This is a genomic window from Chryseobacterium piperi, assembly GCF_002285635.2.
GTDB lineage: Bacteria > Bacteroidota > Bacteroidia > Flavobacteriales > Weeksellaceae > Chryseobacterium > Chryseobacterium piperi.
In genome coordinates, this window is the sequence record NZ_CP023049.2 from 322,875 (window position 1) to 338,091 (window position 15,217).

Genomic DNA, 15,217 nt, shown 5'->3' on the forward strand with positions numbered 1-15,217 from the left:
GGTTACCAATTACTTCCTGACATGATAAGCACTTGGCTTTCAGTTCCGTATTTTATCTCATTAAGAAAAGTCTCCTTTCCCTGATCCAATGGAATTAAAGAAATACCACGACGCTCATATTCTGTTTCCAGTGTTGGTGAGACCATTCCGGCACCTTTCCATGGTCCCCAGTTGATAGAAATTACTTTTCCTTTTAATCTTTTGTCTAAAGCTCTGGCGTAATCATCCAGTACGCTGTTTGCCGCTGCATAATCTGTTTGGCCTTTGTTTCCATATACCGAAGCAATACTTGAAAATAAAACAACAAATTGGCAATCCGCACGAAGCTGTTCTGCTAGTACACGTAGAGGTTTTACCTTGGTATCAAATACACGTCCAAAGGAAACGGTTGTTTTCTGTTTAAACAATTTGTCTTCCAATAAACCTGCTCCATGAATAACACCATCCAAACGATCATATTTTTCATAAATATTGTTGATAAGGTCACATAATCCGTCTTCATCACAAAGGTCTAAGGATTGATAAACCACTGTGCTTCCAAGTTGCTCCATATCTCTGATGGTACGAAGGATCTGATTATTTTTGAAAACACGAACCGTTTCTTTTTCTATTTCGGCAGGGGAGGTGAAATTGGCTGTTTTAATCAGGTAGCTTCTTATTTCCTCTTTGGTTTTCATCATTTCCAGCTCTTTAGATCCGGAAACTTCATCCCTTGGATCCGCTGAACGTCCGACAAGAATATAGGTACATGGATAGGCTTCTGACATATGCTTAACAAGCTCAGAAGTGATTCCCTGTGCGCCCCCGAGTACCAGAACAACGGATTGCTCATCCAGTTGGATATGCGCTTCTTCAAGGCTGGTAGACAATGGAGATGGGATGATATCCACTTTATGTCTTTGGTTATTTTTATAAATGACTTCAACTGGTTTGTCAGCCGTCAGAATTTCCTGCAAAGTAATTTCAGCAACCTGGTCAATCTCCTGAGAAGTGCTTAGGCTGATCAGTCTGCAGGTCGTATTTTCAAATTCTCTTGCTAAACTTTTGAAAAGTCCTGAATATCCCTGATAATGACGTAAAATACGCATGTCTTCCAGTTCTTCAAGGTGTGCAGGAATATCTGTAATCAGATACACCCATTTGGCTTTATCAAGATCCAGTTTTTTTATAAGCCCTACGTGATCGATAATGCTGTTTTTAACAGAAGAAGAGAATATGTCGAGAATAATTAATCCGTCAAAGTTCGTCAGATCATTATCTGTATCCACCAATTCTGCAATTGCACCATATTTTTCAAGGGTATTTTTGATAGCTAATGTTTGCATGCCATTGTCCTGAGTAATTGCAAAACGTTTTCCCTGTAGTATTTCTGTATTTTGTATAAACGATGCATCAGTCGGGCTCAAATCGAAGCGAAGACGTGATAACATAGCTTGCTCCGGTTCAGTGTTATTGGTCTTGGTATTGTCAGGAGTACTGATCGTATTATCTGTATTACCGGTATTACTGATGTCATGAATCCATGTTGCCAGTCCGCTTAATGTTTTGATAGCCGCCAGTTTTTCCATAAGGTCATCAGCCTGCTCCAGATTTTCACCAAAACCTATTTTGGTTTTAAGATCCGCGATGATTTCCATACGCTTAATGGAGTCAATACTTAAATCGGCTTCCAGATCTAAATCCAATCCCAACATTTCTTTTGGATATCCGGTTTTTTCACTCACAATATCCAGAATGGCTTTTTGAAGATCTTCAAGAGAGAATGACGATTGGCTCTGTGGTTTTGAGGTTGTGATTTCCGCATGATTTCCATTGGTTTCAGAAACAGTTGTCTCTGTACCTCCTATACATTCTGTAAGCCAGGAAACTAAACCGCTTAAAGTTTTTATTCCTGCCAATTGCTCCATTACCGTATCCTCATTAGCCTGATTGTTGGCAAATGCACCTAGCTCATTACGGAGAGTTCCTATGATTTCAACTCTTTTAATAGAGTCGATGCTTAGGTCGGCCTCCAGATCCATTTCCATTCCTAACATTTCCTGAGGATATCCTGTTTTTTCACTGACAACCTGTAATAATACAGATTTGATATCTTTTGCCGGAGCTTGTTTGGTTGGTGTAATAACAGCGGTAGCAGCTGGTTTATCTCCATTGACCTGTGTAGCGGGGATGGTTACCAGGCCGTTGACATGGTTGGACGCCGGTGCCGGAGTGTGGTATACAGGAGCTTGAGTTATTTGTGGATTCTGCCCTAAAAAGGAAAGCATAACGTCACGTTGTGCCTGTATAAGCAGTTTCATACTATTTAAATATTCCTGCAGCATACGTTCAGCGGCTGGCTGGCTTTCAGTTGCAGGGGCTTGTTGATTGGTGAAATTGTTCATTTGAAGAGGGTTTAAAATAGGTAATGCACCATTGGTTGGCAATGAGCCTGTTGTTGGATGAGCAGCTTGCCCATTAACACGCCAGATGGCAGGATTTTTCTTATAAAGATCAGGTTGATCAATCTGGATCAATTTACCGTTACGGCCTTCGAAAAGCTTGTTGAGGTCGAAATGTCGGCCTGTACCCAAATATTCGGCAAGCATGCAAAGAAGATGGCTGAATTTATTACGGCTGTTATCCTCTACAAAAAGAGTTAATTGATCTTTTCCCAGACAGGATTGGGTTAACCCTGTAAGTACCTTACCTGGCCCTACTTCGATGAAGATTCTTGCTCCATCGTCATACATTGCCTGGATTTCTTCTACAAACCTCACTGGCTGTACCAAATGGTCTGTCAATCTTTCCTTTATTTCAGATGAATTATTCGGATATGGAGTGGCTGTGGTATTCGACCATACAGGGATCTCCATTTCCCGGAAAGGAACATCTTTTAATACTTCAGTGTACAAATCTTTGGATTTGGCGAGTAAAGGACTATGGAATGCACAGGCAACCTCCAGTTTCTTAGCTGAAATACCTTCCTGTTTAAGAACCTCCATTAATTGGTTGATAGCCGGTGTGCTTCCTGCGATCACACATTGTGAAGGAGCATTGTAATTGACAGGATAACAACCTTCTACTTTTGCGAGGATAGGTTGTAAGCGTTCTTTGGTTGCACTCGCAGCCAGCATGGTGCCCGGATCTCCTCCTTCTACAGAATTCAAAATGGAATGTGCACGTTGGATACTTAAGTCAACCAGTTTTTCTTCCCCGAATACACCGGCAAAACACAATGCAGGTAATTCACCATAGCTATGGCCAGCCAGCATATCCGGAACAATACCTAATGATTTCAGGAATTGAGCCAATGCAAGGTCAACGATACCTAAAAGAGGCTGTGCTAAGCGCGTATCTTTTATTGTTTCTTTTTGTTGTTTTAACGTCTCTGGATCAAAAGTAGTGGAAGGGAAGACTACTTTTTCAAGCTCCGGGTAATCTTCCATAAGCTTGCGCATCGCAGGGAAAATTACAAACAGGTCGCGAGCCATATTGATTCGCTGACTTCCTTGTCCCGGGAATAAAAAGGCTACCTTACCAGCACGTTTATTAACCGTGAAGGTGTCTTTAGTTTCAATACCGGATTGGATCAATTCGATTTTCATCATCAGATCTTCAGCGGTGTCAGCAACAATACTTAGCTGTACAGGCTTTTCTGAGCCAACTGTTAAGCTGTAAGCAATATCTTTTAAAGAGATGCTGTCGTTGATTTCCAATAAAGATTTTACCTGAACCAATTGGTTTTTGGCTTCTTCGTAAGTGTCTCCGCGGAATACAAACAATTCTGATGGCCAGGATTGTAATACAACAGATTCTTCTTGTTCCGTATGATTGGCAATCACCGTATGGAAATTAGTTCCGCCAAACCCAAAAGCGCTGATCCCGGCATAACGGTTTTTGTCGCTCCATAGTCCGCTTTCTGCATAAAAAGCGAAAGGGCTGGTTTGTGCATTATAATAAGCATTGGGCTGTTGAAGATGCAAAGTAGGAGGTTTTACACCGTGATACACTGCTAGAGAAGCTTTGATAAGACCTGCTAATCCGGCTGCGCATTTGGTATGTCCAATCTGTGTTTTTACAGATCCTAAATGCGTTTGACCAGGCAGAGCTCCTGAACGGCTGAATAAATTGGTCAGTGAACTAAGTTCCGTTTTGTCTCCAACTACTGTTCCCGTACCATGAGCTTCAACCAATCCTACGGATGCAGGACTGATACCCGCTTGGGCATAAGCACGCTCTAAAGCACGTACCTGACCTACTTTTCTTGGTGCGGTAAGTCCAAGAGCTTTACCGTCACTGGATCCTCCGACCCCTTTGATCACTGAATAAATGCGATCACCATCACGTAGTGCATCATCATATCTTTTTAAAACAAGAATAGCAATCCCTTCTCCAAGGGCAATACCATCTGCCTCACTGTCGAATGTGGCACATCTTCCTTTTCGGGAAAGTGCATGGGTGCTGGAAAACATAAGGTAATCATTAATACCATTATGTAAGTCAGCTCCACCGGCAAGAACCATATCTGATTTGCCTAATATAAGTTCCTGGCATGCCAGTTCAATAGCTGCTAAAGAAGAAGCACAGGCAGCATCTACCGTATAGTTTCTTCCACCAAGGTCTAATCGGTTGGTGATTCGTCCTGCGATTACATTCGCTAGAATACCAGGGAAAGAATCCTCTGTGGTATGTGGAAATGCTTCTTTAACCTCGTCATGAAGTTCTCCGAAAACCTGCTTATAATAGCCTCTGAAGCTATAGCTGTTGGCAAGATCATTGCCTCCTTCGGCTCCGATAATTACGGAAATATTTTCTCTGTTGACTTGCTTTTCTCCATATCCTGCGTCTTCCATGGCGCGCTTGGCAACCAGCAATGTCAATAATTGTGTCGGTTCAATGGCTGCAAGGGATTGTGGTGGGATTCCAAATGCAAGCGGATCAAAATCAATTTTTGGAATAAATCCACCCCATTTGGAGTGGGAAACATCCGGTCCGTCTGAATCCGGATGATAGTAAAGGTCCTTATTCCATCGTTCATCAGGAACTTCTGTAACACTGTCTTTTCCAAGAATGATGTTACGCCAGTATTCCTCCAGATTTTTAGCACCTGGGAAAATACATTCCATTCCAATAATGGCAACATCCAATGGTTTTTCGCTGGATGATGGCTGCTCCGGTAAAGCAGCGTGTTCGATGTAGCTGTAATTGTCTACAGCAACATCTTCATGGAGCGCTGCAATAGAGACAACACGGTCATGCATGGTGGCAACCTGTCCGATCATGTACATGCCAAGATCCAGCTGCTCGTCTTTAGGAATGCTTACAAGTTTGTCGCCTTGACGGTCAACTCCCTTGGCAGCAATACGCAAGCGGCCTACATTTAGTTTTTCCAGGTGCTCCCAGGCTTGTTTTTTATCCACTCCTGCAGCCAGAAGTTTTGTTTTTTCAGCATTAAAATATTGTGCAAATGCAGTATTTAAACAACGGGTTTCGTGTCCGGGTGCTGTTTCCAGTAAGACGGTATCTTTTGCCTGCATAGCCTGCAACTGGAATTCTTCCTGAATCGCTCCTGTAAGTACAGCCTCGTGAGTATAAAGATAGGCTGTTCCCATTAATACACCGATTTTTACTCCTCTGGCAGCTAACGGAGCCGCCATAATAGAAATAAATGCTGATGAAAATGCATTGTGAATACCTCCTGCAAAAAATACACTGATATTTTCAGGATGATCTTCTTTTAAGATGCGTTCAATCTGTTTTTCCCAAAGAACCATACTTGAAAGGGGACCTACATGGCCTCCGCATTCACGTCCTTCAAAGATGAAGTTTCTGGCTCCTTCTTTTAAGAAAATATCCAGTAAGGCTGGGGAAGGAACATGTAAAAATGTTTTGATTCCTGCTTTTTCGAAAACTTTAGCCTGTGCGGGTCTTCCTCCGGCAATCAGGACTACGGGAGGTTTAGCTTCCAGGATATATGAGGTTTGTTCTTCTCTTAGTTCCTGAGGAGCAAAACCTAAAATACCTACACCCCAAGTTTTTTCGCCGGCAAGCTTTTGAGTTTCCATTACCAAAGCTTTTGCCTGTTCCCCTTTAAGTAAAGACAAAGCTACGAAAGGTAGAGCTCCCGCTTCGGCTACAGCATTAGCAAATAAAGGAACATCGCTGACGCGGGTCATTGGTCCTTGTGCGATAGGATAGCGTAGACCCAGTTCTTTTGCAAGTATATTGTCCTGATCAATCACCTGAAGAGCTTTTGCCTGTTTCAGATGTCCGTACATGGCTTCTTTATACCCGAAGACCATTTTTTTCAGGGTTTTAAAATCTTCATACAAATCTATTGCTAACGAAATATCTTGTCCCATTGGGATATAGCTTTTCGTAACATCAAGATCAGTAAAGTATTGCTGAAGTTCCTTAGCGCTTATGTTTTCCGGTAAGGTTGGTGAGTTAGGTCTTACCAGTACCCGGTGGTTGGCTATAATTTTGGTTTCGGTTCCATTTAATTTTGAGCATAGATCTTTTAGCTCCTGAGGAACTGAACTCTCCGGAAACAGAGCTAGCTGGCTGTCTAATATGACCCCTGTTGCTCCCAGAGCTTTTACCGCAGCAGCAGTATGGAGGCCTATTCCTCCCTGTACCCATACCGGGATGTTTTGAATTTCATTGATGATACGCTGAAACAGAATAAAGGTAGACTCATATCCGACAAGTCCGCCGGCTTCGTTTCCTTTTATAATAATCCCTGTTGCACCCATCTGTTCGGCCTCCCTGGCCTCTTCCAGACTGCTTACCTGGTAGATAGCAGGTAAATTATGGGAGAATGGCTTTGAACTGTCAAACGGCAGGATAGCAAAGCTTGCTTTTTCCGGAATTTGAAGTGAAGTAAAAGGGTCGCTAGGAAAATAAATACCACAGGATGGTATATCTATCTTATCAAGTTGATTCAAAGCTTCCTGAGCGGTCGTTAACTCATGTCCTAAGCTTAAAACTGGAAATGCACCCGCCTGATGTAATCCAGACAAAAGGTGGGCATCCGGCTTTTCAAAAGGCGTTAGTCCAATAATGGTTAAGTTTTTCATGGCATTTATGGTATTGAATTGATTTTCATAACAAAACAGGGTCACCTTTTTGCATCACGGTTGTTGTTTTTGTTACGAGAAAATAAAAATTATTAATATATAGTTTTTTTAATAATAAATGTAATTTGATAATGATTCCTTAATTGCAAAAGAGGTTTGTTTTCCACATATGATTAGCAGATAAGCTCTTTGGAATAAGATTGATGTCCGGCTTTTCAAAAGGCATTAAGCCCATAATGGTTAAGTTTTTCATTGCATTTATGGTTTTGAAGTGTGTGCAAGAGGTTTCATAACAAAAACGCTAACCTTTCGGATAATGCGCAATTGTTTGTTATGACGGAATAAAAGTAATTAATTTCTGTGATATTTTTAATAATAAAGGTAATTTGATAATAATTTCTTAACAAAGAAATGTTCAAAAGACCAAATACTGTTAATAATCTGCAGTTTATAATTTTTATTCTTAGAAATAAAGCGGTACAATCTGTGCGATTATAATTATAAAATTTATAATTATTTAGTAATATGAAGCAAATATATGAATAAAAATAAAATATTTCAATAGTCAGAGACTTGTTTTTATATATTACAAAAATATAATATGTATAGCCGTCTGTAAAAGCAGGGGCAGGTTTCCTTTTCTGAAATTTTTCAGATGACCAATACTTTCTTGGAGATGCTTTTTAATACGCTATTTCTTTAGGATTATTCAAGGGCTGAGTGACCTGGAAAGCGGTGCTGTAAATGACGCTGTTTTAAATTAAAATTAAATTAAATAAAACTTAGCATATATTTAATTTTTTAAATAATCTGTAATATTCATAGAAGAGGATTTAATAAATTAGCCTGTTCAACCGTTAAAGGTTTAAGCTGCTAATAACAACATTATGAATAACTCAGGGAATAGAATCAAAAGAAACAGGCAAATCCTTTGTAAAGCAGAATTATCTTTAGGAATACAAATAATACGCAGAGCGGTATGGGTTGTTCTCCTATTAGTATCTGCTATTGGTTTCGGTCAAAGCCGTAATTCTTCATTTGATCTTTTGTATCATCAGATGGAACAAAAGAATTTTTTCAAGGTGCGTGAGATTTTTGCCGGGGCAAAAGAAAATTTATCTAAAGATTACCGTTATTTTACAGAAGCTGTATTGTATAATGCTTTTAATAAACCTGAGGGATCTAACCGGATTATTATGCAATTGCAAGCTTCAAAAAATAAGCTTCCGGATTCACTGATGCTTAAAATATGGCGCCTTAAAGAAGACAACTGCATGAAACAGTATGATTATGCAGGTGCTAAAAAAGCAATAGAGACTGCTCTTGCTCAATATAACCATCTTCTTAAGGATGAAGAAAAAGCCGATTTTAAGAATAATCTGAAGATCTGGACTGCTCTGGAAAATCAGCCTCGACAACAGGTTAAACTGATTGGGCCGACCCGTCTGAAAATGAATATTATTCCGGCCGGTATTGATGTGGATGCCATTATAGGTGCTTCTGTCAAAGCGGATCTTGCGGTTTGTAAAAAACTGACTTTTGGAAATGTGATCGTAGAAAATGCGATATTTCTTGTGTTTGCAGATGAAGCTTTAAGTTTTCCACAGATGAACTACCAAATTAATGGGATTCTAGGGTTTCCTGTTATTGAAGCACTCAAAGAAATACAACTGACTCAGGACGATTATTTTATGGTGCCGGATAAGGAAACAAAAATAAAAGCACCGTCAAATATGGCCATTGACGGTTTATCACCGCTTATTTTTATCGATGGTCAACATTTCACTTTTGATACCGGTGCAGATCATACGATGCTATACGAACCTTTTTACCGGGAAAATAAAAAAGATATTGATCAGCAATATCACCTCGTGAAAATTGGAATGGGAGGAGCAGGAGGAAAAACCGAACACGATGGATTCAAAGTGAATCATACTTTTCATATACTGGGAAAAGAGGTATCTCTTAAAGAGGTTAACTTATTGAAAAACAAAATTAACAAGGAAACTGTTTACGGAAATATTGGCCAGGATGTAATTCGTCAATTTAGTAAAATGACCCTGAATTTTGATCAGATGTTTATTAAATTTGATTAAAAACAATTCTTTTTCCTGATATTCTGTTGGGTTGAACTCCTTTTACCCGAAAAAATAATTATATTTTTGGGGATAATTTTATTTAGACATTTTTTAATTGTTAAGCATGATCAATTGTGCGAAACAAATTTCAATAGTATGATGAGAAAATATTTTACTTATATTTTACTTTTTGGATTTCCTTTGTTTGGGTGCCAAAATAAAGTGGCTGAAAACTCCACTTATCAACAGAACTGGATGGTATTGGAACAGGAGAATAAAGCATTAGCTTTTGATGCTGATATGAAGCTGTCCGATGCTGAAATAACATTAGATAAAAAGCTGTTTCAGATGCGAAAGCAACTTCTTGCCGAAACAGATCAGCAAAAAATCTCTTTGTTTAATAGTTCTTTTAATCAGCTAAAACCATTAATAGAAAAAAGTAAACTGTATGAAGTAATTCAGTCAATGCCTAAAGGCAGTTTACTGCATACCCATAGCGGAGGGATAACAGATGTAAAATGGCTGATCACAGCAGCAAGAAAGTACAAAGAATGTTATGTGTATGATCAGGCTGATCACGATCAATTTATTTTTGGACAGCTTGCTTTTTTTGAAGAAGGTAAAGTACCAAAAGGATTTGTTAGTCTTGATAAAAAGCTGGCTTCAAATCCTGGCTTCGAAAAAGAACTGACCGAGCTTCTGATCCTGAAGCGAGATGCGTTATGCGGTTATACAGATTACTGGATTGAATTTGAGAAACGTTTTAAGCGCATCAGCTTATTGCTGCCTTATCGTCCCTTTTTTAAGGAATATTATTTGAAAGGCTTCCAGGATTTAGTGAAAGATAAAGTGCAACATGTGGAGATCAGGTTTGTCTTTGACGAGCTTTATGATTTCAAACATGGAAAATACCCATTGAAGACTTCAATTACTGATTTGCAGGATGTGGTTAAAGAAATACAGAAAACACAGCCGCAATTCGGGTTGAAATTGATTTATTCAAGCTTTAAGTTTTTAGATCCGAAAAGTATTGAAAAGCAACTTGAAATAGCCTTTGAGCTTAAAAAAGAATTTCCTGATATGATTTCAGGTTTTGATCTTGTTGCCGATGAGGCTGCCGGAAACAGCGTCTATTCTTTCCGGGAAAATTGGGTGAAATTAAATGAACTGACTAAAAAGTACGGGGTAAAGATGCCTCTCTTTCTTCATGCCGGAGAAAGTAATTCTGTTTTTAATAAAAATATTCTGGATATTTCAACATTGGATAATCCAAGGATTGGACATGGGTTGAACCTGATTTATTTCCCAAAGACCATGGAGCTTATCAGAAAACAAAATAAACTGGTTGAAGTGAGTCCGATTAGTAATCAGATTTTAGGGTATGTCAGTGACCTGAGGAATCACCCTGCAAGAGTTTTACTGAGTAATGGAATACAATGTTCTATTAGCAGTGATGATCCTAGTGTTTATGGATATGAAGGACTCAGTTATGATTTCTGGGTAGCTTTTGTCTATTGGGAGCTTGATGTAAAAGCATTGAAAAAACTGGTTTTCAATTCGGTTAATTATTCTTCTATGAATGAAAGTGAAAAAAAGGAAGCAGTAAAGCATCTGAATACTCAATGGAATGATTTTATCCGAAAAATGAACCTGGAATTGAAATAAAAAACGGATCATAAAATTGGTACGGACTACAAGATAAAAAAGGCTATCTCTTTTGAGACAGCCTCTTTTATTGTTATAACGGTAGTGCATTGTTTAAAAAGCCTTAAAGATGTTACGATTGAATTGTTTGATTTTCTTATTTTTGATATATGGAAAATTCAACATTGAAGAATACAGAAGATTTAAAAGATCTTAACGTGAAGCTTAAAGGTTTTAGAGTTTTTGAGGTTGAAGAATCATTGAGAGGTATTCCTGAGTATTCCAGGAAGGACTTTTATAAAATATGTCTTCATAAAGGAGAGAGTACCATTCATTATGCTGATAAAAGTGTATCGGTTAAAGGATATACTTTGTTTTTCGGGACGCCCCACATTCCATATTCATGGGATATCAATTCTGAAAAGCATAATAGCTATAGCTGTATTTTTACAGAAGGATTTTTAAGCAATAATGAACGGCTGGAAAGTCTCCATAATTCACCTCTTTTTAAAGTGGGAGGAACTCCTGTTTTTGCATTGACGGAAACTTCCTATGAATTCATTAAGTCTGTGTTTGAAAAGATGATTGAGGAACAGGATTCCGTTTATCATTATAAAGATGAGCTTATTAGGAATTATATCAGCCTTATTATTCATGAAGCTCATAAAATGCAGCCTTCTGAAAACTACTTCACAACAACCAATGCTTCCTCCAGGATTTCCGGATTATTTATGGAGCTTTTGGAAAGACAGTTTCCTATAGAGAATCCTAATCAACCGTTAAATATTAGAAACCCGAATGATTTTGCAGAAAGATTAAATATTCATGTGAATCATCTCAATCGTTCTGTTAAGGAAATCATAGGTAAAACAACCAAAGATCTTATTACAGAAAGGATTGTTACGGAAGCTAAGGAGCTTCTGCATTATACAGACTGGAGTATAACTGATATTGCCTATTCTCTAGGGTTTGATTATCCTACGTATTTCAATAATTTTTTCAAGCGGGTCACCGGAATTACTCCTAATGCATGGAGAAAGACTTCAGCTGTTTAAAGGGTGTCTTCTGATTTTTAAACTTAAATATTTCTACGCTAACAAGTAAAAATCCCAGCACTGCTGAGATTTTAAAATTACCTGTAATAATTCTGAGATCAGTAATCGATCATTTTGATTCTCCGGGTTTGTGCTTGTGCGGTTTTAGATCCGGATGCTTTGGTTTTGTTTCCGGTGTTACCCTCCTCCTTTTGTCCGGAGTTCCGTCAGACTTATCAGGTTTTGGTCCTGGTTTAATTGCTTTAATGGTTTCCATAATCAATTTATTTAACACACTAAATTTAAGGTAAGTTACATTGGCTACATTACGGATAACCGTATGGATTAGAACTTTATTATTGTTATTTAATTGCTTTCAAAGGAGGCTAAAGTTAGCCTTCACAAAGAAGACGTTTCGTTAATTTCTTTTGAATAAACTAGCTGAAAACAAGGATGTTTTTCAATGGTATTTTTTCACAAATTTGCCTTTTGTATGAGTGTAAACAAAAAGAGTAAAGCAATGAAGAAAATAATTTTAATTTTTTTATCCTTAGCGGTGATTATTTCCTGTAAGGATAAGGCACAAGAAACACCAAAAAAATTAATAAAGTATCATAAGGAAATTCAATCCGGTAGAAAATCAACGGTTCCTAAGCTGAGTCCGGATGAAGTGATCACCGCAGACTTTAGAATTCTTTTGCCAAAAGAATATCGGGATTTGGGAAATGAAAATGAAGTCAATGAACTGACCAATAATTGGCTGGATTTACATCAGAAAAACGGAAAATATTATTTGGGGAAAGCTGACTATACCATTTCGATAGGGTATTCTGAATGTTCAGGAGATTCTACCAGAATCATTAATTCTAAATATAATACGATTTTACTGTTAGGTAATTCACGATTGGAAGCGGGTGAAGTAAAGGCTGTTACAATTGAAAAAAATAAAATATGGCCAAAAGAAAAATTAAAGTTTCGTTTTGGAAATGAGGAGTACACACTGCGTGCGGAAGGAAAAGTCCTTTCATCCGAAAAAGTACATACGGATAATGGAGAGGAGATATATCAGAATGTAAAAGATTATAAGCTTTACCTGTCCGCCCATAACTCTCCCGAAACATTATTTTTGGAAGAAGAATCGTTTAATGACACTTTTGTCGAATTGCTTTTCATAGGAGATATTGATAGGGATGGAAAGCCTGACTTTATTTTTGGTGCCAACAGGGATTATGAAGAAGAACGGGTGATTTTATATCTTTCTTCTCAGGCAAAAAACGGAAAACAAATTAAAAAAGCAGCTGAAGTCGCCATTCAATTTGATTGCTAAAATAGTCATAGCAAGGTCGGTAGTATCATTCTTTTAATACGTAATAAGAATACATCGATTGGCCTTTTTTCATTTTTATTCCGGGGAGGAGATGACACAAATAGCTGAAAACAGGGATTTCCTGTAATCGTGATTTTACAGACCTTTGTTTCTGTTATTTCAGGACAAAACACAATGAAATTTTTCCGTCTGCCGGAAAAATGTAATATAAAATTATGATGAGATTACCCGGAATTTTAATGATAGTAGCTGTTCTAATAAAACAACACACGCAAAAAATCTTTAAATTTTATCAAATCCAAAATAATGATTTCCTTTTACAGGAAAATGGATGATTTCGGGAGGTCGATGAAAATCTGAAATTGATAAATAATCTATTCACGCCTAATATAAGCCGGCCTGTATGGCTTTTTACATATATCTAAATCTTTAAAATATGAAGAAATTATTTACGTCAGCGGTTTTTGCCCTGATCATAAGCTTCCATGCAAGCGCACAGGAAAAAATCTATTTTGATGAAAACTGGGAGAAAACCACTCAGAATCAAATGGCATTCTATCGCGAAACGGAAAGCAAGGGCAAACTTACTTTAATCAGAGACTTTTATAAAAACGGAACACTTCAGATGGAAGGTCTTGTTTCGGATGCTACACCAGGCGCTGAAATCTATGAAGGTAAAATTACCTGGTATAATCCTGAAGGTAAAGTTTTGAGTATGGGGACCTATTCAGCAGGTGAGCAAATTGGACCGGCTAAGACTTTTGATGAACAGGGAAGGCCTTTGGAAGATCTGATTTATAAAGCGGACGGTACTTTTACAGGTAAAATATACAACTATAAAAACCCGGAAGAACTGTCTTATAATAACGCGATTACAACTTATGAAACTTCCGATAGTTTCAAATCGATTATTTATGATGAGGATATTAAAGGAATCCGTTATGAAATAAGCAACGACGGCAAAGGGTTGATTGAAGCTAAATTTTATGGTGAAAAAGGAAAATTTATTGGTACAAATAGTTCCGCAGATTCTAAAGATAAGGTGATGGTAGCGTATTATGATAATCCGATGAAGGTTTCCAAAATCGAAAAGCAAAATAAAGACGGAATGGTAACAGAAAGTATCATCTACTCCAAAAAAGGGGGAATTTTACAGGAAGAAAAGAAAAATAAAAAAGGCAGCTATCAAAAAACGTATGATGAAACAGGTAAGCAGATAGGTAATCTTACCTATGTGTATGATAAAGAAATTGATTATTACAACCCGCAGGACGGAGAAGAGTATCAGTTTAATTATGAGTTTTCAGGATTCACTAGTGTTAATGTTTATAAAAATGGGTTTGCGGTCCTGAGTAAATATTTCGATGAAAATGGAAAACTAGATTCCGAACAGATTTTAAAAGAAGGAATAACCCAGGAGATTAAGTATTATTATCCGGATGGAAAACTAAAAGGGGCTGTGACCTATAAAGATGATATGCCATACAATGGTACGCTGTACGAAGGACTTGTCGAGCAACATTATAAAGACGGTATTTTAATGAAGTCGAAGTCTTTCAGACTAGAGGGGGATTTAGAAACGGAAACAAAAATCAATGCAGATCAGACATTGTATAATTCTACTATTTATGATGAAAAGGGAGCTGTCACCTATACCTACAGTAAACCGGTCGAACAGGGGGATGGTTTCACAGCGCAGATTGTACAGTATGCTAAAGGAAAACCCGCTAATAAAGCGGTTGTAAAAGATGGTATCCTTGAAAACGGAAAACTTAAATACAAATCTGAACATGGTTTAAAAGAACTGGAGCGCAAAGGAAAATGGATTATGGTAAAAACCTATAATAGGGAAGGAGGACTGATTCAGGATTCTAAAGTACTTGCAGAAAGCCAGGAGACGGATACTTACAATTCGTTAAATACCCTGATTACAGAAGCAGATCTTCAATACGAATTTCTGGAGTCTATATAACCTATTATCATTCACTATCAAAAAATTAACCAAGCTTTTGGCTTTTGTTCGAATAAGTAGTAAATTTTTAAATTCAGTATTTTCAAAAGAAAATACTGAAT

General features: G+C 37.8%; 7 protein-coding genes. 5 read left to right on the forward strand and 2 right to left on the reverse strand.

The window, feature by feature from the left end; all coding sequences use genetic code 11:
* Nucleotides 1-2 precede the first annotated feature (2 nt).
* Nucleotides 3-7,061, reverse strand: a complete 7,059-nt coding sequence (locus CJF12_RS01480) for a type I polyketide synthase (RefSeq protein ID WP_034687132.1) — start codon at nucleotides 7,059-7,061, stop codon at nucleotides 3-5.
* Between the two features lie 887 nt (nucleotides 7,062-7,948).
* Between CJF12_RS01480 and CJF12_RS01485 the strand changes: the two genes are divergently transcribed.
* From CJF12_RS01485 to CJF12_RS01495, 3 genes are all read left to right on the forward strand, one after another.
* Entirely contained in the window at nucleotides 7,949-9,157 is a 1,209-nt protein-coding gene (locus tag CJF12_RS01485; protein ID WP_034687130.1) for a hypothetical protein, read from the forward strand.
* A 138-nt stretch (nucleotides 9,158-9,295) separates the two neighbouring features.
* On the forward strand, nucleotides 9,296-10,804 hold the full coding sequence (locus CJF12_RS01490) for an amidohydrolase family protein (protein ID WP_034687128.1): 1,509 nt from the start codon (nucleotides 9,296-9,298) through the stop codon (nucleotides 10,802-10,804).
* 149 nt (nucleotides 10,805-10,953) lie between these two features.
* On the forward strand, nucleotides 10,954-11,838 hold the full coding sequence (locus CJF12_RS01495; RefSeq protein WP_034687126.1) for a helix-turn-helix domain-containing protein: 885 nt from the start codon (nucleotides 10,954-10,956) through the stop codon (nucleotides 11,836-11,838).
* A gap of 109 nt (nucleotides 11,839-11,947) precedes the next feature.
* On the opposite strand, the gene CJF12_RS19815 is transcribed toward CJF12_RS01495, so the two are convergent.
* Nucleotides 11,948-12,112, reverse strand: coding sequence for a hypothetical protein (locus tag CJF12_RS19815; protein WP_157759830.1), 165 nt, complete (start codon nucleotides 12,110-12,112; stop codon nucleotides 11,948-11,950).
* A gap of 225 nt (nucleotides 12,113-12,337) precedes the next feature.
* Between CJF12_RS19815 and CJF12_RS01500 the strand changes: the two genes are divergently transcribed.
* On the forward strand, nucleotides 12,338-13,144 hold the full coding sequence (locus CJF12_RS01500; protein WP_131329577.1) for a hypothetical protein: 807 nt from the start codon (nucleotides 12,338-12,340) through the stop codon (nucleotides 13,142-13,144).
* Nucleotides 13,145-13,580: 436 nt separating this feature from the next.
* Entirely contained in the window at nucleotides 13,581-15,116 is a 1,536-nt protein-coding gene (locus tag CJF12_RS01505) for a toxin-antitoxin system YwqK family antitoxin (RefSeq protein ID WP_051887378.1), read from the forward strand.
* The last annotated feature ends 101 nt before the right edge of the window (nucleotides 15,117-15,217 follow it).

What these genes read in the sequence shown, in the direction of transcription:
- CJF12_RS01495 (WP_034687126.1), top strand. Translation starts at nt 10,954, where the DNA reads ATGGAAAATTCAACATTGAAGAATACAGAAGATTTAAAAGATCTTAAC.
- CJF12_RS01480 (WP_034687132.1), bottom strand. Translation starts at nt 7,061, where the DNA reads ATGAAAAACTTAACCATTATTGGACTAACGCCTTTTGAAAAGCCGGAT.
- CJF12_RS01485 (WP_034687130.1), top strand. Translation starts at nt 7,949, where the DNA reads ATGAATAACTCAGGGAATAGAATCAAAAGAAACAGGCAAATCCTTTGT.
- CJF12_RS01500 (WP_131329577.1), top strand. Translation starts at nt 12,338, where the DNA reads ATGAAGAAAATAATTTTAATTTTTTTATCCTTAGCGGTGATTATTTCC.
- CJF12_RS01505 (WP_051887378.1), top strand. Translation starts at nt 13,581, where the DNA reads ATGAAGAAATTATTTACGTCAGCGGTTTTTGCCCTGATCATAAGCTTC.
- CJF12_RS01490 (WP_034687128.1), top strand. Translation starts at nt 9,296, where the DNA reads ATGATGAGAAAATATTTTACTTATATTTTACTTTTTGGATTTCCTTTG.